General features: G+C 43.1%; 18 protein-coding genes and 1 tRNA gene. 8 read left to right on the top strand and 11 right to left on the bottom strand.

All coding sequences use genetic code 11. The annotated features are described in order from the left end of the window. Window position 1: 1 nt before the first annotated feature. Window positions 2-367: a BlaI/MecI/CopY family transcriptional regulator gene (locus FGG15_RS09815; protein WP_138835751.1), complete on the bottom strand. Its 366-nt coding sequence runs from the start codon at window positions 365-367 to the stop codon at window positions 2-4. Window positions 368-593: 226 nt separating this feature from the next. Between FGG15_RS09815 and FGG15_RS09810 the strand changes: the two genes are divergently transcribed. After that, window positions 594-1796: an NAD(P)/FAD-dependent oxidoreductase gene (locus FGG15_RS09810; protein WP_138835749.1), complete on the top strand. Its 1203-nt coding sequence runs from the start codon at window positions 594-596 to the stop codon at window positions 1794-1796. Between the two features lie 65 nt (window positions 1797-1861). Here the strand turns inward: FGG15_RS09810 and FGG15_RS09805 are convergent, their stop codons facing one another. Beyond that, window positions 1862-3253 carry a dipeptidase gene (locus tag FGG15_RS09805; protein ID WP_138835747.1) on the bottom strand — a complete coding sequence of 464 codons (1392 nt, stop codon included), beginning with the start codon at window positions 3251-3253 and terminating at the stop codon, window positions 1862-1864. A gap of 96 nt (window positions 3254-3349) precedes the next feature. On the opposite strand from FGG15_RS09805, the gene FGG15_RS09800 reads away from it, so the two are divergent. From FGG15_RS09800 to FGG15_RS09785, 4 genes are all read left to right on the top strand, one after another. Next, window positions 3350-3431, top strand: a tRNA-Leu gene (locus tag FGG15_RS09800). 379 nt (window positions 3432-3810) lie between these two features. After that, a complete protein-coding gene (gene rpsU, locus FGG15_RS09795) occupies window positions 3811-4005 on the top strand; it encodes a 30S ribosomal protein S21 (protein ID WP_073179809.1) in 195 nt (64 codons plus the stop codon). After that, window positions 3998-4732 (top strand): NYN domain-containing protein, encoded by a 735-nt coding sequence (locus FGG15_RS09790; protein ID WP_138835745.1) that lies wholly within the window; start codon window positions 3998-4000, stop codon window positions 4730-4732. The genes rpsU and FGG15_RS09790 overlap by 8 nt, the downstream gene beginning before the upstream one ends. A 16-nt stretch (window positions 4733-4748) precedes the next feature. Further along, entirely contained in the window at window positions 4749-5615 is an 867-nt protein-coding gene (locus tag FGG15_RS09785) for a sigma-70 family RNA polymerase sigma factor (RefSeq protein ID WP_138835743.1), read from the top strand. A gap of 186 nt (window positions 5616-5801) precedes the next feature. Here the strand turns inward: FGG15_RS09785 and FGG15_RS09780 are convergent, their stop codons facing one another. From FGG15_RS09780 to cobA, 9 genes are all read right to left on the bottom strand, one after another. Then, window positions 5802-7241 (bottom strand): rubredoxin, encoded by a 1440-nt coding sequence (locus FGG15_RS09780; RefSeq protein ID WP_138835741.1) that lies wholly within the window; start codon window positions 7239-7241, stop codon window positions 5802-5804. A 4-nt stretch (window positions 7242-7245) separates the two neighbouring features. Continuing rightward, window positions 7246-10776 (bottom strand): nitrate reductase, encoded by a 3531-nt coding sequence (locus tag FGG15_RS09775; RefSeq protein ID WP_138835739.1) that lies wholly within the window; start codon window positions 10774-10776, stop codon window positions 7246-7248. Between the two features lie 143 nt (window positions 10777-10919). Then, window positions 10920-11603, bottom strand: coding sequence for a response regulator transcription factor (locus FGG15_RS09770; protein ID WP_138838215.1), 684 nt, complete (start codon window positions 11601-11603; stop codon window positions 10920-10922). Window positions 11604-11726: 123 nt separating this feature from the next. Beyond that, window positions 11727-13028 carry an alginate export family protein gene (locus FGG15_RS09765; protein WP_138835737.1) on the bottom strand — a complete coding sequence of 434 codons (1302 nt, stop codon included), beginning with the start codon at window positions 13026-13028 and terminating at the stop codon, window positions 11727-11729. A 28-nt stretch (window positions 13029-13056) separates the two neighbouring features. After that, a complete protein-coding gene (locus FGG15_RS09760; protein WP_138835735.1) occupies window positions 13057-13884 on the bottom strand; it encodes an ABC transporter ATP-binding protein in 828 nt (275 codons plus the stop codon). Between the two features lie 11 nt (window positions 13885-13895). After that, window positions 13896-14735, bottom strand: coding sequence for an ABC transporter ATP-binding protein (locus tag FGG15_RS09755; protein WP_138835733.1), 840 nt, complete (start codon window positions 14733-14735; stop codon window positions 13896-13898). 11 nt (window positions 14736-14746) lie between these two features. Further along, window positions 14747-15853: an ABC transporter permease gene (locus tag FGG15_RS09750; protein WP_202619542.1), complete on the bottom strand. Its 1107-nt coding sequence runs from the start codon at window positions 15851-15853 to the stop codon at window positions 14747-14749. A gap of 21 nt (window positions 15854-15874) precedes the next feature. Beyond that, window positions 15875-17260 (bottom strand): CmpA/NrtA family ABC transporter substrate-binding protein, encoded by a 1386-nt coding sequence (locus tag FGG15_RS09745; protein ID WP_138835731.1) that lies wholly within the window; start codon window positions 17258-17260, stop codon window positions 15875-15877. A 248-nt stretch (window positions 17261-17508) separates the two neighbouring features. After that, a complete protein-coding gene (gene cobA / locus FGG15_RS09740) occupies window positions 17509-18285 on the bottom strand; it encodes a uroporphyrinogen-III C-methyltransferase (protein WP_237561795.1) in 777 nt (258 codons plus the stop codon). Window positions 18286-18411: 126 nt separating this feature from the next. Here cobA and nirB point away from each other — a divergent pair, with 126 nt between their 5' ends. From nirB to FGG15_RS09725, 3 genes are read left to right on the top strand one after another with little or no spacing between them, the layout of a single operon-like run. Beyond that, window positions 18412-20913, top strand: coding sequence for a nitrite reductase large subunit NirB (nirB, locus tag FGG15_RS09735; protein WP_138835730.1), 2502 nt, complete (start codon window positions 18412-18414; stop codon window positions 20911-20913). 45 nt (window positions 20914-20958) lie between these two features. Then, entirely contained in the window at window positions 20959-21336 is a 378-nt protein-coding gene (nirD, locus tag FGG15_RS09730; protein ID WP_138835727.1) for a nitrite reductase small subunit NirD, read from the top strand. A 16-nt stretch (window positions 21337-21352) separates the two neighbouring features. Next, the gene (locus FGG15_RS09725; RefSeq protein ID WP_138835725.1) at window positions 21353-21943 is read left to right on the top strand and encodes a DUF4202 domain-containing protein; all 591 of its coding nucleotides are present in this window, start codon (window positions 21353-21355) and stop codon (window positions 21941-21943) included. Window positions 21944-21946 lie beyond the last annotated feature (3 nt).

Raw genomic sequence — 21946 nt, 5'->3', positions numbered from 1 at the left:
CTTACTTCTTTTTTATTTGGTCATCAATAAGTGCTCTCAAAGATTCCAATTCCTCCTTGCTTAAATCGGTTTCTTTGGTAAAAAAAGAGGCAAACTGACTTGGGCTATCATTGAAAAAATTCTTGATCAATCCTTTTACCTGTTTAGAGAAATAATCTTGTTTTCTGATCAATGGATAGTACTCCCTGGACCTACCGAAGCTTTTGTAGGCCACATAACCTTTGTCAATCATCCTTTTTAATAGTGTTGCCACGGTAGTAGTGGCAGGTTTTGGCTCCGGATAAGCATCCAAAAGATCCTTCATGAATGCTTTCCGTTGTTTCCAAATGATGTTCATTAGTTCTTCTTCGGATTTTGACAAGGACATGCTCTATGATATTAGAATTAACTCTACAAACATAGAATAAAAATTTTAATTCTACAAATGTAGAGATTCAATATTGATAAAACTGAGGATTTTGGGTGTTTTCAAATAAGAACAATGAAAGTGAGATCAATTTCCCAGATGAATGATTAAATCTTGTTGCTATGTGACTTGTGTTACTGTATTTGGTTGGGGAACACGGTAATTTTAAAGTACTAAAACAGAGGTCATGAAAACAACGGTAGTAATTGGCGGAAACTTCGCAGGAATGACCGCCGCTTTGGAAATAAAAAGAAAAGGAAAAAAAGAACACAGGGTGATAGTAATTGATAAATCCCCGCTGTTTTTGTTTATACCATCACTGATTTGGGTACCCTTTGGTAGGAGGGAGATCAAGGATATATCCTTTAGAAAAGATACTATTCTACAGAAAAAGGGAGTGGAGTTTGTCCAAGCCGAGGCACTGAAGGTTGATCCGCAACTGCAAACTGTGATGACGACCAAGGGTGATTTTACATATGATCATTTGGTGATTGCCACAGGTCCAAAAGTAAAGTTTGACGTAGCCCCCGGTGTGGCTGAATACGCCCATTATATTGGAACGCCTAACGGAGCCATGAAAACCCGAAAGGCACTGGAAGAGTTTAAGAAGAATCCTGGCCCCATTGTCATTGGTGCAACTCAAAATGCAGGCTGTATGGGAGCCGCATATGAATTTCTTTTCAATATTGAAAAGTGGCTGAGGGAACAGAAGATCAGGAAAAAAGTAGACTTGTATTGGATTACTCCCGAAACTTTTTTGGGACACTTTGGAATTGATGGGATGACCGGTGGGGAGACCATGCTTAAATCCTTTATGAAAATGTTCAATATTCATTACAGAACTGAAGTGGGGGTTAAGGAGGTGACCAAAGATTCTGTAATGTTAACATCTGGGGAAACTATTGATAGTAATTTCACCATGCTTATGCCTCCTTTTATTGGAGTGGATTTTGTTCAACACTCCCCAGAACTTGAACCTACCCAAGCTGGATATTTACCCGTGGGTGAGGATTATCGACATCCCAAATTTCCAAATGTTTGGGCCGCTGGGATAGCCGTAGACGTAAAGCTGCCATTTAAACCGGGTAAAGTTCCATTTTCAGGACCCAAAACAGGTTATCCTTCAGATGAAACCGGAAAAATTGTAGCCGAGAATATTATCAGAGTGACCAATGGTAAAACCAAGCTAAAGAAAAAAGCTTGGGGAAAAATTCCTGGAATCTGTGTGATGGATGCAGGAAAAAAAGAAGTAATCATCATTAGTGATCATCTATTTAAACCCAGAAATTTTGCGATAATGATCCCCAATGTATTATATGATTTTTCCAAGGTGTTGTTCGAGAAATACTTCCTTTGGAAAACAAGAAATGGGTATTCTCAATTACCCTAGGTTGGTTGTAGGTCAACAAGGGGGTAACTTTTATTGTTACCCCTTGTTTTTGGATTAATCCAAACCTATGTTGACATAAGTTCGGTATAGTATTTGTAAAAATAGGGGATGGTCTCAATCCCTTTTAAATAGTTCCACACCCCAAAATGCTCGTTGGGCGAATGAATGGCATCACTATCCAAGCCAAAGCCCATTAGAATGGTCTTACTTTCCAATACTTGTTCAAAAAGCGCCACAATAGGAATACTTCCGCCGGTACGTTCAGGTATGGGGGTTTTGCCAAAAGTGGTTTCGTATGCTTTGGCTGCCGCCTTGTATCCAATACTATCGGTTTTGGTCACATAGGCAAGTCCACCGTGGTGTGGTGTAACCTTGACTTTTACACTTTTTGGGGCAATGGATTCAAAATGCTTGGTAAACAGTTCTGTAATTTCATCAGGGTCTTGATCAGGAACCAAGCGCATGGATATTTTGGCGTATGCCTTACTGGCAATCACAGTTTTGGCTCCTTCTCCGGTATAACCTCCCCAAATACCATTAACATCCAAAGTTGGTCGAATGGAATAGCGCTCAGCAGTGGTGTAGCCCTTTTCACCATGTATGTCGGCAATGTCCAACGCATCTTTGTAAGCTTCAATACTAAAAGGTGCCTTCGCCATTTCTGCACGTTCCTCCGCCGAAACCTCTTCAACTTTATCGTAAAAACCGGGAATGGTAATATGGTTGTTTTCATCGTGCAATGATGCGATCATTTTGTTCAGAACGTTGATAGGGTTGGGTACAGCACCGCCATAGATCCCCGAATGCAGGTCACGGTTTGGCCCCGTGACTTCGACTTCCACATAACTTAAACCTCGTAAACCAGTTGTTATGGACGGGACATCATTGGCCATCATACCGGTATCTGAAATCAAAATAATATCGTTGGATAATTTTTCTTTATGATCTTCCAGAAAATCGGCCAAACTATCACTGCCAACTTCTTCCTCACCCTCAATCATAAATTTGACATTGCAGGGCAATTGGTCATTTTTGATCATGAATTCTACCGCCTTTACGTGCATGTACATCTGGCCTTTGTCATCGCAGGCACCACGGGCAAAAATTGCCCCTTCCGGATGCAATTCGGTTTCTTTGATAACCGGCTCAAACGGGGGGGAGGTCCAAAGTTCCAACGGATCCGGTGGTTGTACATCGTAATGGCCATAAACCAGGATGGTTGGTAGGTTTGGGTCTATGATTTTCTCCCCATAGACAACGGGATATCCTTTGGTCTCGCAGATTTCTACATGATCACAACCAGCGGCTATCAGCGATTTTTCCACCGCTTTGGCGGTTTCCAAAACATCTTGGGAAAATGCGGTATCCGCGCTTATGGATGGTATTCTTAAAAGTTCGATAAGTTCATTGATAAACCGGTCTCTATGGGTATCAATGTAGTTTTTGATTTGTTCCATATTGCATTTTAAGTAGCCACTAAAAGTACAAAAAACAAGTTTTTAAAATGAGAGTATTTACTAATCGGAAAATTGATTTATATTTGCACTCCTTTTGCGGGCGTGGTGGAATTGGTAGACACGCTAGACTTAGGATCTAGTGCCGCAAGGTGTGAGAGTTCGAGTCTCTCCGCCCGCACTGAAGAGTAAGCCTTAATTATTGATAATCAGTAGTTAAGGCTTTTTGTTTGCTCCATTTTGTCAACAGACTTTCAACTATCGCAGAATATTCCTAAAAAACCATCTTTTGTGGATTATTATACCTTTCTTTACACAACATCCGTGGACATAAGTCTCACTTGTCTTTAAATATAAGATAGCCCTCTCTAAATATTCCTAATTACCAATAGGGATGCTTCTAAGATATTTTTTGCCTGTCATTCTTTCCAGGTTTAATCTTGATACATCAATGTGGTGAATCGTGCTATCATTGGTGTTTAGTTCATTCTTGATTTCATGGGGATTTAATAGTAGGATTTTCCTTGTGTGAAAATCTAATAACAATTTACAGGCTACATATGCTAAAAATAAAGATTGTGCCAGGTGAAAACATAGAAAGGGCGCTTAAGAGGTACAAAAGAAAATATCGGAACACACAGGTATTGAAGCAAATCAAAAGTAACCAAGAATTCACAAAGAAATCTAAGTTGCGCAGGGATAAGGTAGCAAAGGCAGTATACAGGGAAAAATATTTGAGACTGGATAATGAATAATGACCTGAACCTTGCCGTGTTGATAGATGGCGACAATATCCCTTCGAAATACATCAAAGAAATGCTGGAGGAGATTGCCAAATATGGAAACCCCAGCATTAAGAGAATCTATGGGGATTGGACAAAGCCAAGTTTGGCCAAGTGGAAAAATGTCCTGTTGGAATACGCAATTACTCCGGTACAACAATATGGTTACACCACCGGAAAGAACTCTACGGACAGTGCAATGATAATCGATGCCATGGATATACTTTATTCAGGAAAAGTGGATGGTTTTACATTAGTTTCCAGTGATAGCGACTTTACTAGGCTGGCAACAAGATTACGGGAAGCAGGGATGACCGTTTTTGGAATCGGAGAAAGAAAAACCCCAAACCCTTTCATTGTGGCATGTGACAAGTTTATTTATCTTGAAATATTACAAAAATCGGAAATTGGAAATTTCAGCACATCCACAAAGCAAGCGAAAAGTAAGGTTGATAGGGTAACACCCAAGGTCGTTAACCTTATTCTCTCCACAATTTCCGATGTGGAGGATGAAGAAGGGTGGGCCTATTTGGGAGAAGTCGGTGCCCTGCTTTTAAAGAAACAACCAAATTTTGATGCAAGGAACTATGGGTTCAAAAAACTCACTCCTTTGATTATGTCTATAGGAGAAATAGAAATTGGACGGAGAAAAAACCCAAAAGGAAACGGCAACCTTATTTATGTAAGAGGCGTGTCATAATATTCAAAACAGTACTATGAGGCCACTTTCCATTGCAAAACAGGTTACTGATCGAGGTGGCGAATCCTTAAGAAGATATCTAGTGGAAGTTGGTCGTATTCCTATGATTACGGAAGATGAAGAGGTGGAATTGGCAATAAGGATAAGAAATGGGGATGCTATAGCCCTAGAAAAATTGGTAAATTCAAATTTGAGATTTGTTATTTCGGTCGCGAAACAATACCAAGGTAGAGGGTTAAAATTGCATGATTTGATCAACGAAGGCAATCTAGGACTGGTAAAAGCTGCCGCAAAATTCGACGAGACTCGCGGGTTCAAATTTATCTCCTATGCTGTTTGGTGGGTGCGACAAGGAATACTACAGGCGATAACGGAAAACTCGAGGATAGTAAGGCTTCCGTTGAACAAAATCAATGTGATAAATAGAATTAATGAAGCATGTTCTCAATTTGAACAAATGCATCAACGAATGCCGGATGCAGTGGAGATTTCAGAAATGATTGATGTTGGAATTGCTGAAATAAAAGTCTGTTTGAAACATTCATTGAGGCACATTTCCATTGATGGTAGCAGGAATGATAGAGAGGGAGAAAATGTACTGGCCAATCGTCTATCTGCAGGACTTTTACAAAGTCCCGAGGTAAGTCTCATAGAAAATTCCTTAAAAAAAGATGTGTGCGATTTTTTGGGAGTCCTTTCACTTCGTGAGTCATATGTTGTCAGAATGTATTTTGGAATAGGAGAGGAAGCACCATTGGTGCTGGATGAAATCGCCAATAATTTGGAAATTACCAAAGAACGTGTTAGGCAAATCAAAACAACAGCCATTGAACGGTTAAAGAGGAATGCTAACAGCAATTTTTTGAAGGACTATTTGGGTTAATGATTCACTGGGCAAAACTTGAATGTTGTTGAGAATTAAACTTCATTTGTGGTTTTCCATAGTTTGTATGTATGATAGAAAATGAGAGATTTATGCTCGCTTCACCCGCACTAAACAACCTTTCTATTCTATAGTGAGGTTTTTTTATGTGTTGTTTGAAGATATTTTAGAGAAAGAGTTTACGCCTTATATTTGTTCCACTTGCATAGTGCTCGGTGCAAAGTTGGATTTGCTGGACTCACAAACCGGACAGACATAAGAATCAGGAAGCTTTTCAAAGGAAGTACCCGCGGCAATTCCATTTTTTTCGTCTCCCATACCCTCATCATAAATGGTTAAACAGGAAGAGCATTGATAAACCGTTAACTCTTTAACTGTTGGTCTTTCAGTGTCTTGAGAGGATTCACGGAAACTTCCCAACTGCCCGAAATATTTTTTACTGAGTTCCATTAAAAGACCTGGCAGTTCAAGCTTGTCCACATCTTGCGCGCAGGAGACGTAGGTCAACGTATTGGGGTCAAAATTCTTGAAATGCAATACGTTGTAAGTGGGCCTCACTTTGAAATCTTTTATGATGGAAGGGGATTGGTTTTTTTCTATGATTACAGAAGCAAAATGGGATCGCTTACCCACATCATTACTTATGCCAAACGTGAGTCCATAGGTGCTGATATCATTTTCGTCAAAATTGCGCACCAAGAACTTTTTAAGCTCAAAAGCGTCTTGGTCATCCACGGGTAAGTGCCAGTTCATTTCCAATTGGGAATGGCGGACATTGATTCCCCGTTGGCCGATAAAGCGCTCCAGTTCTGGCCGATGTTTTTGTTTGATGCCCTTAACAATAAAGGATTTCCAGGGAGTGATACAGATTTTACCGATGCTATTATCAAGACAAAATCCGCAGAAGTCCTTTAAAAACTTCAAATCGTATCTGTTGTTTCGCCAGTACAGGCCTAACCAATATTGATCCAGTCCCATGCGATTCATTCCTTCGTAATAGGGAAAGGTGAGGTAAGGTGCTTCTAGTTTTTCTTGAACCGTTTTGTTGTTGGTCTCCAGGCTGTTGCTCAACAAATCAAAAAGTGAGGCGACGTCCTGCGTCTGGGCATACATCTTTTCAATGGTCTTGGAAATGGTCACGATATCCCAACTGTAAATCAATACCGGATAAAAATCAACTTCGGTCCAACCAGGAATATTAAGATGCAAATACCAATAATCTTCCTGCTCTGAAGCAATGAAATTGAGATTTCCGTTGAACAAGGGCACCAAACGTTGTTTAGGGTCGGTTATATTGATTTTAAGCTTGGGTAAATAATCAAAGGCCTCCAAAATATAGAGATAAGTGGAACCCTTAAGCCAATAGGTCATTTCAAAAATATCCGCAGAAACGTAGGAGGAAACAATGTTCTGATAGCTTCGGTGGCCTATAACATCCGTATTGTATTTAGAGACACTTTCTATGGTAGTCTCATCCCTGGCATCCAATGGAAATAGGAGGTCTTGGCGCGAACCAAAATGCACCTCACTTAGCCCCGCTGCCTCCAACATGGCAATGCTATCCTTAAGTTCTCCCGGAGAAGTAACACCTCCTTTGATCAATATGCGGTGTAAATCGTCGTTCATAGGCTCAGCTTACAGTTTGTAATTCATCCTCCATTAAAGCTTTTACTTCCGGTTTACAGCTACCGCAACCAAGACCTGCCCCAGTTTCGGTGCAGAGTTTTGTGAATTCAGTACAACCATTGCGAATCGCCTCTTGAATGTTCCCTTCACCAACTTGACTGCACGAGCAGACCAACTTACCTTTTAAAGGTTTGGAGTTAGGCGCCCCTCGTAAAATTTCATCCCTTTTCTCGGAAAGCTCAATTTCCTCTTCAATCAATCTCTTAAATTCGGCAAATTCATTTTTATCCCCCATTAAAATGGCCCCTTTAAGGGTGTCATCTTTAACAATACATTTCTTGTAGAAACGCTTGCGCACATCCATTAGAATGATTTCTTCAAACGTGTCATCATTGTTAGGTGTGTTGACCATACCAATACTGCACAGGTCAAGGTTTTCAAATTTTAGGATATTCATCAGCACAGATCCCGTATAGATACTTCCCAAATCCCCTAAAATATAGTTGGCGGCTATATCTGCCTGTTGCTCTGCAGCCGAGGTAATTCCAAAAAGAGAGTTCTCAAATTCGGCAATTTCCCCCAGGGCAAAAACATCGGGATGACTTGTCTTCAGATATGCATCCACCAATACACCCCTACGGGTTTCCAACTGAGCTTGCTTTGCCAGTTCTATGTTGGGGCGCGTTCCTATGGCATAAACGATGGCATTGCAGTTAATGGTTCTGCCCGTTTTGAGATTCACCAGTAAAGCATGTTTGCCAGAGGCATCTTCAAAAACCGTGCTGACCTCATTGTCAAAATAGAGATTGATTCCACGTTCGTTGACATCTTCAGCCAATAATCGACTGGCCACCGGATCCAATTGCCGCTCCATCAGTCGTGGTGCACGTTGGATGATGCTGATATTGATGTCAATTTTTTTTAGGGATGCCGCCAGCTCCAATCCTAGAAGTCCACCTCCAACAATAACAACATGCTGTTCGGCGGCAGGTAATCCTGTTTCCTTCAAATAGCGTTTGAGCTTATCCGCATCATTCCGTTCCCGCATGGTAAATCTGCCTGGCAAATCCATCCGCACTTCACTGGGCACAAAGGCCCTGCTGCCAGTTGCCATCACCAATAAATCATAGTCGTGCTGGTTTCCTAGTTCGTCCCATACCAGTTTTTGTTCCGTATCAATCTTGGATATACCATTGCTGGGATAAAGTTGGACGCGGAGTTTATCCAATTCCCCCTGTTTTAACTTTTGTAAGGCCTCCCATTCCAATTCCTCATTAACATATTCGGGCAACAAAACCCGATTGTAAAAAGGATAGGCTTCCTTGGAGAACACATGGACTTCATCTATGGTGTTCTTTTCCCGGTAAGATTGTATAAATCGATAGGCCGCCGCTCCGGCCCCAATAACGACAATCTTTTGCTTTGGTTTTTCATACTTCTCCACCTGAACCGCGCAGTACTTGAAATCAGGTTCCTTTGAAATGGGGTCAACAAGATCGTTGGTGAGGTTGTTGGCCCTACTGAAATCGCTATTGAGGATTTTGCCCCAATGCATGGGCAGAAAAACCACCTTTTCACGAATGTCAAAATTGATTTTCACCTTGACCTGTACACTGCCCCTGCGACTTTTCACTACCGCAATATCGTCTTCTTTTAATCCCAAGAGATAGGCATCAACCTTATTCATTTCAAGATAAGGTGTTGGGATATGGGTGAGTAGTCGCTTTACCTTGCCAGTTTTGGTTCTGGTGTGCCATTGGTCACGGACCCTGCCGGTATTCAAGATTAGAGGATATTCGGCGTTCGTCTGTTCGGACTGGTTAAAAAGATTCCTTGGGGCATTAAAATGCGCCTTTTGGTTTGCGGTGTAGTATTCATGATCGTCAAACAACCGTGAGGTGCCCTTGTGGGTCTTATGCGGTACGGGCCATTGAAAACTACCCTCTGTTTTTAGCCTTTCATAAGAAAGCCCGGAAATATCAATATTGGTTCCCTTGGTCATTAGACAGTATTCGTCATATACTTCGCTGGCATTGGCGTAATCAAAACCAGGATACCCCATTTCCTGACCAAACCGCCATAGAATTTCAGCATCTGGTAGGGCTTCGCCTGGGGGGTCTATAACTTGGGGTAGATAACTGATGCGGCGTTCCGAATTGGTCATGGTGCCCTCCTTTTCCAGCCACCCAGCCGCGGGCAATAGCAAATCCGCATATTTTGTGGTTTCGGAATTATGGGAAATATCCTGAACCACAACGAAGTTGGCTTTTTTGAGTGCTCTCTCCACTTTATGGGCATTGGGCATGCTCACCACAGGGTTTGTGCAGATGACCCAAATGGCCTTTAAAGAACCATTTTCAAGCGCATTGAACATTTCAGTGGCCGTAAGGCCAGGTTCTTTTTTGATAGGCTTCCCTCCCCAAAATTCTTGCACTTCCTGCCGGTGCTTTTCATTACCTAGATCGCGATGCGCCGCCAATAGACTGGCCATGCCGCCCACTTCGCGACCACCCATGGCATTGGGCTGCCCGGTGAGTGAAAAGGGCCCGGAACCGGGTTTTCCAATATGTCCGGTCAACAATGAAAGATTGAGCAAGGACACATTTTTATCCACTCCTATGACACTCTGGTTGAGTCCCATCGTCCACATAGTGATAAAGCCTTTGGCATTGGCTATGAGTTTAGCCGCCTTTTTTATATCATTAACGGGAATGTCACATTTTTTAGCCGCTTCGTTCAGGCTCAGTTCAAAAGCCTTTTGCTTGCAAGCCTCAAAATTTGATGTGTACTTTTTGATAAAGGCCGTATTGATCTTCCTTTTTTCAATCAGCCATCGAGCCATGGCATTGAAAAGAATCACATCAGTGCCAGGGAGGATTTGCAGATGGAGGTCAGCTAACGCACAAGTCTGTGTTTTTCTGGGATCTACCACGATGATTTTTACGTTGGGATTCTCCTCCTTGTGTTTTTCCAGTCTTCTGAACAAAATAGGATGGCACCATGCTGGGTTGGCCCCTGCAATCAAAAAACAGTCCGCAAGCTCAATGTCTTCATAAGCAATGGGGACCGCATCTTCACCAACCATTTTTTTGTAACCAACCACGGCAGAACTCATGCATAGACGTGAATTGGTGTCTATGTTGTTGGTCCCTATAAAACCTTTGGTCAATTTGTTGGCCAAATAGTATTCTTCGGTAAGGCACTGTCCGGACACGTAAAACCCAACGCTATCGGAGCCATGTTTGGCAATGATGCTTTTGAACACCGCCGCGGCTCTTTTGAAAGCGGTCTCCCAAGTAATCTGTTGTAGAGGGTGGTTTCTGCTCCATCGCATTTGGGGATGAAGGATACGGTCGCTAGTATCTTGGGCCACGTAGTTGAGGTTTTTTCCTTTTGAACAAAGCATCCCTTTGTTAACGGGATAGGCCTCGTTGCCCTTAACCGACAATGTCCCCTTGGCATCTTTGGTTACCGTAATGCCACAACCCACTCCGCAGTAGGAACATATTGTGTTATGGGACTCTTTAGCTTGCATTGAAAACCAAAAATCTTGTGTTGTTTTTTGACCATAGCAAATTAGATATTTACGTATAAATACGTAGTAATAATACGATAAAAGTGAGGCTGGTTAATCCAGAATTCAATAATAATTGGAGCGGAAAACTGAGGAATTGGAATCTAAACCAAGTTGTATTTTGTAGCTTTTTTGGATAGGTCTATCAAGTTCTTGACCTCCATTTTTTTCATGAGGTTAAACCGATGCGTCTCAATGGTACGCTTACTGTTCTGAAGTTTCTCTGAGATCTCTTTATTGGTAAATCCTTGCAGGACCAAGTGTAGCACTTTTAACTCCTTGTTGGTTAAATCAAAGGGTGTCTCTTTACCTTTTTTGGGTTGACTTTTTTCTGAGGAATTGGGATGAAGTAAGTTGTTGACTAGGACGTTTGAGATATCCCCGCTAAAGTATTTGCCCCCTTCATGTACAGTATGTATGGCCTTGATAAATTCATTTTTATCGGTATCCTTTAGCAAGTAACCAGCAGCTCCTGCCTGAACTGATTTTAGGATGTACTCTTCGGAATCGTGCATGGATAAAATAATGCATTTGGTCTTTGTTCCGCTGGTTGCATTTAACTGTTCCACGGCTTCGATTCCACCCATTTGTGGCATACGGATATCAATAATAAGAACATCTGGGGTATGGCTTTTTACCATTTCAAGAGCCTCAAATCCATTGGACACTTCCCCGATGACCTCAAGATTGGATTCCTCTTCCAACAATGCTCTTATCCCATCACGAACCAGTAAATGGTCATCGGCCAAAACAATGCTTATGGTGTTCTGAAGTACGGTATCACCCATGTCACAAAAATACATGATTTCGGCATAAGGAGGTATCCATAAAAATCAACCTCTTAAACCAAACGAAGGGCTGCCCCAATTGCATTGGAACAACCCCTTCGAAGCAAAGTGTATGTATTGGTATTATTTTTCCTTTTTTTCCGTGCTAAAGAATTTTGGTTTGATGATCAGCATGGCCCATGCCCAATTTTGGGAATCAGCTGCGTCGGCTTCGGCCACCCCTTTAAGCTCATACATTCCATCAGCAGGAAACAGGTGGGAATACCCAATTTTCAGTGCGTAGCCTTTAAACTGTTGGGAAAATACCAGGTCGATTTCCGTACCGAGGGCAGTCTCCCCGCTGGGAAGGTCCTGTTCCCCAGAAAAATTGAGAACCTTGGCCAACAAACTTGATTTTTCACCCAGCTTGAAGTTGGCGCTAGCGTGGATATCAAACAGCCCTGCGGAATTCACATGGTTTCCAACGTAGAAGTAATCCATGAATCCGTTGAACTTGTGATTGGTTCCGAAAGTGGGCAAAAATGCCTCTGTTTCGCCTGCGGTGGAGGCATCGTCCCCGCTTATGAGCTCAACACCCAATCCCAGACCAACTGTGCTGCTCGCCTTGTAGCTTAGGTCAAGACCTAAAAGGTATGCACCACTGATATCCAGTCCTGTGAAAAACTTCCCTCCTTGTATAAAAGCGTTTGCAGCCGCACCAAAACTTCCTTTTTTATAGTTGAGGTGTGTACCCAAAGTAAAGGTGTTATTCACGCCATCAGCCACATCCGCATCGTCAAAATTTTGGAAGCCTGTATTAACAGCAAGGAAACTCCCTGAGAAATGTTCCCACTGTTGTCTTAGATAAACAAATTGCATGGTTTTGTACTGGAAAGGGTTGTTGGCGGGATAGGCCGTGCCCTGATTTTGGAAACCGAACAATGGTCCGCCATTTCCGTCCAAATCTTGATTGAACGCCAAGCCTAGGTCAAATACAAACTTTTCACCTTTGTAGCTCAATTTGGCCAAGTCGTGATTACGGCCCTGCTGCGCCCAGTCCAAACCTCCAAAGAAACGCTGGTCGTCATAGGATATAACCTGCCGACCCAGCTTTGTGGACCAATCACCACCTAATTTCAACGAAGCCCAGGCTTCAAAAATGGAAAATGAATCGTTGGAGTCTACTGGAATGATTTGTGCATTTTCACCCCATACAGACACATCTTGCAGGCTTAGAAAAACCTTAAAGGTTTCCGTGGTATAAGCTGCGTTCAATCTGGAACGGGTGTTTATGGCGAAACCTGCGTCAGCGGCATCAGGGATTAAAGTCTGGAATCCGTTTCTATATTCGGCCCGAGGTCTGAACTGTCCATCCAGCGTGAATTGGGCGGTAACAAATTGAATCGATAGGATAACTAGGATAAATGCAATGTAACCTCTTTTCATAGTTTTAAGTTTTAGCGGGTTATTCGATTTAGTGTTCTAAAAAGTCAATTAAGTGTTTGCGGTATTTGTAGTAATCGTCATGCTCCAATACCGCTTTTCGAGTTCTGGGACGCTCAAAATCTATGTTGAGTATATCCCCAATTTTGGCCCTTGGGCCACTGGTCATCATTACCACGCGATCGGCCAAGAAAATGGCTTCATCCACATCGTGCGTAATCATAACCGCTGTAATTTTTTCCTTGTTCCAAATTTCGATGAGAATGTCCTGGAGCTCACCCCTGGTCAGTGAATCCAGCATGCCAAAAGGTTCATCCAACAACAGCACTTTGGGTTTTATGGCGAAGGCCCGTGCAATACCCACGCGTTGCTGCATTCCCTGCGAAAGTTCGTTGGCCTTCTTGTAAAAAGCCCCATCGAGTCCTACTTTATGTAGGTAGTATTTTGCGATTTCCTTGCGCTGCGCTTTGGTGGCGTGGGGAAAAACCCGATTAACGCCCAGCAGCACATTTTGCAATGCAGTCATCCAAGGCATCAAACTAGGCGACTGAAAGATGACGCCCCTATCAGGACCTGGTCCTTTAATGGGATTTCCCAAAACCGCAATATTACCGCCTGATATTGGATTGAGCCCCGCAATCATGGATAGCATTGTGGTTTTTCCACACCCGGAATGGCCTATAATGGTTACAAACTCTTCCTTGAGAATCTGGAGATTGAGATGTTCCAATACCACATAGTCTCCTTTTGGCGTGGGATACACTTTTTTCAGGTCCTTTAAGTCCAGCATAATTTTATCGGAGGGAAATGCAATGCCGTTCTCGTGAGATTCTTTTGCCTTGATTTCTTCAACTACCATACTCATTGTTTTTATGCCACAAAGCTTTTGGGGGCCAGTTCGGGCAATTCATAGATTTCTTTCGCTGTTGCCTTACGTTCTTCCCCAATTCCCATTAAATATTCAATAATGGCGTTGCGGGTTTTTTTGTAAATCGGATTGTCGTTCAATTCGGTTTTGTCCCTTGGGCGATCAATGTCAATTCTGAATTCGGGTCCCAAGGTTGCTTTTGGTCCTGGACGCAAGGGAATTATGCGGTCTGCCATATAAATGCCTTCATCCACATCGTTGGTGATGAGCAACGCGGTACGTTTGTCCTTGCTCCAAATTTTTAGGATTTCATCTTGAAGATTGCCCCGTGTTAAAGCGTCCAGAGCACCTAAGGGTTCATCCATAATGATCATCTCTGGATTCATGGCCAAGGCTCTTGCAACGGCCACGCGTTGTCGCATACCTCCAGACAGTTCCATGGGTCTTTTATTAATCGCGGGGGACAGGTTTACCATTTCAACATACCGTGCCACCCGCTCCTTTATGAATTTCTTTTTCTCATTGGGGAACGCTTCTTTTACAGCCATTGCCACGTTTTGCCCCACGCTCAACCAGGGTAGAAGCGAATAGTTTTGAAAAATCACCCCACGCTCATGACAGGTGTCCATAACCGGTGCCCCTTTAAAAAGGACCTGTCCGCTGGTGGGTTTCAATAAGCCGTTGATGAGATTCACCAAAGTTGTCTTTCCACTTCCTGTAAACCCTACAATGGCCACAAACTCTCCTTCTTCGATGGTCAGGTTGATATCGGTCAACACCTCAGTGGCGTTTTTTCCTTCCCCGTAGGTTTTGTTCACATTTTTAAGTTCCAAATAGGCCATAACTTCAAGTGTTAAGCAGTTGCATTTTTATTGAAGGAAACCATATTCTGAATGGTCAACATGATACGATCCAATAGGAAGCCAATGATACCGATGATGAACATCGCTACGATTATCTTGGAATTGGAATCGTTGGCGCCGTTCTGGAATTCTTCCCAAACAAAGGATCCCAGACCTGGACTTTGTGCCAACAGTTCAATAGCGATCAACACCATCCATGCCACAGAAAGAGTGATGCGTAAGCCGGTAAAAATCAACGGCAGGGAAGAAGGTAAAATCACCTTGAAGACCTTCTGCAAAGGCCCTAGTTTTAATACTTTGGCCACATTGATGTAGTCTTTGTCCACTGATGAAACCCCCAAGGCCGTGTTTACCAAGGTGGCCCACATGGCGCAGAGTCCAACACTGATAAAGGAGATGATAAAAGCACTGTCCGAATTGGAGTCCTTTGTCATGGTTTTTACAATCATAAATACCAAAAGGAGCCACACCACGGGTGATACAGGTTTGAATACCTGAATCAACCAGTTAAAGGAGTTGCGTAGCGTTTCACTTAAACCAATTACAACACCTATGGGAACGGCAATCAGGAAGGCCAATACAAATCCGGCAAAAACTGTTTTCAGACTCGTAAAGATTTGATCCACAAAGGAAGGTCTGCCCGTGTAGGTTATCGGTTCTTTTCCTTCAGCAATTCGCTTTGCATTTAAAGCTGCGGTCTTTTCCTTGAATGCCAATTTATCAGCACTAATCACTTTGTGGTCGGCTATTAACGTATTAAACGACTCCCAAACCTGTGCAGGGGAGGGCAGGGTGTTGGGTTGGCAGCTGATATCCCCTGAGGCGATACATGCAGCCATAGCATCGGCAGCTTCTTGTCCTTGATCGGTCAATGCTTTTTGAATTTTGAAATCGGCCTCTACGTTAAACAGGGCCTTAGCGCCCATATGCCATAGTCCTATAAATAGTAGGATGGAGGCAAGGGGCACGATTACCTTCTTCAAGATTGTCTTTACCTCAAACTTGGGGGTCTTGATCTTGAATTTGGACAGCACCACTTTTGCAGCGTTGGCCAATTTCATTTCCTGGGTTTTGCTTACGGTCACACTTTGCTTCATAGTTGTAAATTTTGCCGTTTTTTAAAGCAAGGAATCGTCCTTGTTTCCAATTTCAAAGCTGTTGATGTAGCCTATGGGGTCTTTTGCATCATAGGTATTGCCATCAATGAAATCGGCAGTGGCAGGTTTGTACCCATCAGTGACAGGTATATCAGAAGCTGGAATATGGCCTTCGGTAACCAAGAGTTCGGCTGCTTGTTTCCAGATGTCGGGTCTGTAGATGTCCTTAATGGTTTCCTCATACCAAGCTGCTGGCTTCGCTTCGGGAATCTGGCCCCACCTTCTCATTTGGGTCAAAAACCAGATGCCGTCAGAATAGAAGGGATAGGTGGCATTGTACTTATAGAATACGTTAAAGTCTGGCATGGAACGTTTGTCACCTTTTTCAAATTCAAAGGTCCCAGTCATGGAATTAGCCAAAACCACTTCGTCAGCACCAACATATTGCGGCATGGAAAGAATTTTTACGGCTTCGGCGCGATTTTCAGGTACATCCAGCCATTTTCCTGCGCGAATAAGGGCTTTGGTTACCGCGACAGCCGTATTTGGATTCTCTTCCACAAATTTCTTTGTCATCACAAATACTTTCTCCGGATTGTTTTTCCAGATGTCGTAGTTGGTGGTTACTGGAACACCTATGCCTTTAAAAACAGCTTGCTGGTTCCATGGCTCCCCAACGCAGTAGCCATAAATGGTACCGGCTTCTAAAGTAGCGGGCATTTGTGGGGGAGGGGTAACGGAAAGTAGAACTTCCGCATCAATTTGTCCTTGGACATTATCGGCAGTATACATGCCTGGGTGAATACCTGCGGCGGCCAGCCAATAACGGATTTCGTAATTGTGTGTGGAAACTGGAAATACCATACCCATTTTAAATGGCTTTCCACTGTTTTTATATTCAGAAATCACAGGTTTTAGTGCATCTGCTTTAATAGGATGCTCAGGTTTTCCATCAGCGCCTTTGGGAACGTTTGGTTTCATCTTGGACCAAACATCATTGGAAACGGTGATGCCATTTCCATTCAAATCCATGGAAAAAGGCGTTACCAACTCAGCTTGCCTACCAAATCCAGCACCTGCAGCTATAGGTTGGCCTGACAACATATGCGACCCGTCCAATTGGCCATCTATGACTCGGTCCAATACATTTTTCCAGTTTGATTGGGCCTCTACTGAGACAAACAGGCCTTCATCCTCAAAAAATCCTTTTTCTTTGGCAATGGCCAAGGGGGCCATATCCGTTAATTTGATAAACCCAAAAGTCAACTGGGGTTTTTCTATCTCCAATGTGTTGGCCGGAATGTCGGCTTGGGCTGTTTCCTTTGATTTCTTCTCAGCTTTTCCTCCGCAGGCCATAGCGGCTAGCAGGAAAAATGTGCTAAGCGCTTTTACTGTGATTGACTTCATAATACGTAAGTTTTAATTGCGTTACTTAATTCTTGAAACAAACTTACTACATTATTTACGTATAAATACTTAGTTATTGTATAAATATTACGTAGGAAGGGTATTTTTATACGGATGGGAATTCCTGGATTCCAAAAATTGGAAGTTGTCAAAAAAAGCGACCCGTAATTGTTGAATTTGAAATTTTAAGATGTATTCAAACATCTAGGAGGATGAGGTAGATGAATGCCTATTCCTTAATATGTATACTACATGGCGGAGCGCAAAACTCGTTGAATTTCGTCCTCAAAAAATGAAGGATGCTCTGAAGCCACATGTCCAACCACTATTATACCAGGTTGCGAAATGTCTACGGATTTAAAAAGGGATTCTGCATTGGCAAGGGTGTCAACGGAGCAGCTTTCATGATGCAATGTTCCATTTTGGATAAGGGCAACTGGAGTCAATCCTCCTCTGTATTTACTGATTTCATTGGCAATGGCAAGGAATTTCCGAACTCCCATAAGGATGACCATGGTGGCGGAAGATTTGGAGGCCAAAATCAAATCCTTGGAGAAAGAACCATCCCTTTTTGTAGCGGTCATCACCCAAAAACTACTGGCCATTCCCATTTGGGTCAATGGGATACCTTGATTGGCTGGGACTGCAATGGCGCTGGAAACTCCTGGAATTACGGTTACTGGAATACCAAAGGATTCCACGTGGGCAATTTCTTCAGAAGCCCTTCCAAAAACAAAAGGGTCGCCCCCTTTTAAACGAACCACATGACCGTAATTAAGGGCATAATCGACCAAGAGGGAATTAATTTCTTCCTGTTTTGCATAGTGTTTTCCACAACGTTTGCCTACGTATATTTTCGGAATGTTGGCTGGAGCCTCATCCAACAAGCTCTTATCGATAAGGGCATCATACAAAATGGCATCGGCTTTGCGTATGGCTCTCAAACCCCTTATGGTTATGAGGTCTATGGCTCCAGGTCCTGCGCCGACTAAGGAAACTATTGGGGTATTTGTGTATTGCATCATTGTGATTATGAAGTGGGTGCTTTTATCAATTCGACAACAAGAATACGTAATTATTCTCAAATATCTATCAAATAAATACGTAATAATACGTAATATTGTATTTCAATTTTATTGAAGCAAACAATTATGAAAAGCATATTGGTCATTGGAAACGGAATGGTGGGATACAAGTTTTGCGAGAAGTTTGTGGCTCATGAGGATAGCAAGGATTTTAAACTCATTGTTTTCGGAGAGGAACCTAGAGTGGCCTACGATCGTGTCCATCTCAGTGAGTTTTTTGAAAATGGGGATGCTGAACAATTGACCTTGGCCCCGAAAGCTTGGTATGAGGAGCATGATATAGAACTTTATACCAGTCAACGTGTTGTGGACATTGATAGGGATGCCAAAACCGTAACGACCTTGAGCGGCAATCTATTCCCGTATGATTATCTGGTGTTGGCCACAGGATCTGCTCCTTTTGTGCCACCTATTAAGGGGGTGGATAAAAAAGGGGTTTTTGTATACCGGACCATTGAGGATTTGGAAGAGACCATGAGCTATGCCGCTGGTATCAAAGGAAGTAAAGCGGCGGTTCTTGGTGGAGGTCTTTTAGGACTGGAGGCAGCAAAAGCCGTTAAAGATATGGGTCTTGAGCCCCATGTGGTTGAGTTTGCGCCAAGATTAATGCCTAGACAATTGGATGATGAGGGAAGTAAAGCCCTGGAATCCAAAATGAACGAGTTGGGCATCCAAGTGCATTTGAACAAAGCGACCCAGCAAATTTTGGGAAATGGCAGTATCCAAGGTATGGAATTCTCCGAAGGAGACTTGTTGAATGTGGATATGCTTATTATTTCGGCGGGGATCAGACCACGGGATGAACTTGCCAAAACCTGCGATCTTGAAACGGGTGTAAGAGGTGGAATTGTGGTGGACAATACCATGCGTACTTCGGACCCCAATATTTTTGCTATAGGGGAAGTGGCCCTTTATAAAGACATGATCTATGGTTTGGTAGCTCCTGGTTATGAAATGGCTCAGGTGGCTGTGGACCAGATTGTGGGAGGTGAAACCTTTATGGCGGAGCACATTGATATGTCAACCAAATTGAAACTTATTGGAGTAGATGTGGCCAGTTTTGGAAATCCCTTTACCACGGAAGAAGAAGCACATGCCATCGTCTTTGAAAACAAGCTTCAAGGACTTTATAAACGCATCAATGTTTCCAAGGACGGGAAAAAACTGTTGGGTGGTATTTTGGTAGGCGATGCTGCAGATTACAATATGCTTCTCCAACTCCAACAAAATGAAATGCCCTTACCCGATAACCCAGAAGATTTGATTTTGGGAGCTAGGGGAGGAGAAGGAGCCGCGATGGGCAACGTGATGGATTTACCCGATGAAGCCGTGGTTTGTTCCTGTGAGTCCGTTACCAAGGGAGGCATTTGTTGTGCCGTTACTGAAGGCGGACATGAAAGCATCAAAAGTGTAGCTAAAGCTACAAAGGCCACTACAGGTTGTGGAGGTTGCAAACCTATGGTGGCGGATTTGGTGACGGAGAGCTTAAAAGCCCTGGGTAAAACCGTAAAAGTCCGTATTTGTGAGCACTTTGATTATTCCAGACAAGAGCTTTACGATATCGTGAAGCTTCGCAACATTCAAGATTATGATGAACTTCTTGATACCGTAGGTCATGGAGATGGCTGCGAAGTGTGCAAGCCCGCGGTTGCTGCCATTTTTGCCAGCGTATATAATGAGACGGCCAATCGGCAAGAAACCATTCAAGATTCCAATGATCGCTATTTGGCCAATATCCAGCGAAACGGGACATACTCGGTTGTGCCGCGGGTAGCTGGTGGGGAAATTACCCCACAACAGCTCATGGCCCTTGGGCGTATCGGAATGAAATATGACCTGTACACCAAAATCACAGGAGGACAACGCATCGATATGTTCGGTGCCCAGTTGCATGAACTTCCCTTGATTTGGGAGGAATTGATCAAGGAAGGTTTTGAGAGTGGACACGCCTACGGGAAAGCCCTTCGAACCGTTAAAAGTTGTGTAGGTTCCACTTGGTGCCGATATGGTATGGATGAAAGTGTCAGTTTCGCCATTGAAATTGAAAACCGCTATAAAGGCATCCGCTCTCCTCATAAGATGAAAGGAGGGGTCTCAGGATGTATACGGGAATGTGCCGAGGCCAGATGTAAGGATTTTGGATTTATCGCAGTCGAAGGTGGATGGAATGTTTACGTCTGCGGGAATGGAGGTGCAAATCCAAAACACGCTGAATTGTTGGCGGAAAAAGTGGACAAGGAAACTGCCGTCAAATATGTGGACCGCTTCTTAATGTTTTATATCAAAACTGCTCCATCGTTGACCCGTACTGCAGCCTGGTTGGAAAAATTGGAAGGTGGAATTACCTATCTGAAAAATGTGGTGATTAATGACGCTTTGGGTATTGTAGAAGAGTTGGATATGGAAATGCAACATTATGCCGATACCTACAAATGTGAGTGGAAAGAAGCAGTGGAAACCCCGGAAATCCGAGCCAGGTATACCCATTTTGTGAATTCGGAAGAAGAGGACAGCAATATTGAATATGTGCCCATGCGCGGACAAAAAATGCCCAAAGCCTGGACCTAGTTTTTGGAGAATATTTCCTTTTGGACAACTGCAAACTATTGAATTATGATATCAGAATTAAATACATACGAAGCAACCAAATTTGAAGAAGTAACCGTTTGGTTCAAAGCAGCCGAAACATCGAAATTTCCAAAAAATGGGGGTGCTTGTGTAAAATATAAGGACAAGCAAATAGCGGTGTTCAATTTTACACGGAAAGGGGAATGGTATGCCTGCCAAAACCTATGTCCCCATAAAATGGAGATGGTTTTGGCACGAGGAATGGTGGGGGTGGAAGGAGAACACCCTAAAGTAGCCTGCCCTCTGCACAAAAACACTTTTTCATTGAAAACCGGAGAGCATCTCAATGGCAACCTGAATGCCATTGCCACTTATCCCATCAAGATTGAGGAGAACTTTGTGTATATTGGTTTCTCCGAATGAATTATAACGGGCGTACATGGGAAATACAGAGAAATTGGCAGAGGCCTTTCGGCTTTTTGATGAGGCGAACAGCTATGACCCCAATACCGAAATTACTGGGGGACAAACCTACCCCAAGGAAGTGCTTTATGCACTTAGAATGACAGAGACCCTTGATGCCTTTGCGCCGGATGCCTCCGAAGCCTTGCAGCTTACAGCTCGATGCCAGCATATTTGCCGATGGGAAATTCCTCGAGATCAATACGAAATGAACCGTGAAGGATACTTGAGATGGCGACAGGAGTTAAAGAAATTCCATGCGGCAAAGGCAAAAGAAATCTTGGAAGAGGTGGGTTATGATCAGGAGACCATTGGACAAGTTGAATTTTTACTTCTGAAAAAACAACTAAAAAGAAATGAAGAAACCCAAACGCTTGAAGATGTGGTGTGTTTGGTATTCCTAAAGCACTATTTTGAGCCTTTTGCCGAAAAGCATGAGGAGGCAAAACTTGTGGACATCCTGCAAAAAACTTGGCGAAAAATGTCTGAAAAAGGCCAGCAAACTGCCCTGAAATTGCCGTTTTCCAAAACAGCACACGCATTGGTCACCAAAGCGGTTTCGGGTTAATCG

The sequence above is a fragment of the Flagellimonas algicola genome (assembly GCF_005937185.1).
Taxonomy (GTDB): domain Bacteria; phylum Bacteroidota; class Bacteroidia; order Flavobacteriales; family Flavobacteriaceae; genus Flagellimonas; species Flagellimonas algicola.
The sequence above is the reverse complement of the archived record's forward strand: the minus strand, read 5'-3'. Positions and strand labels throughout refer to the sequence as shown.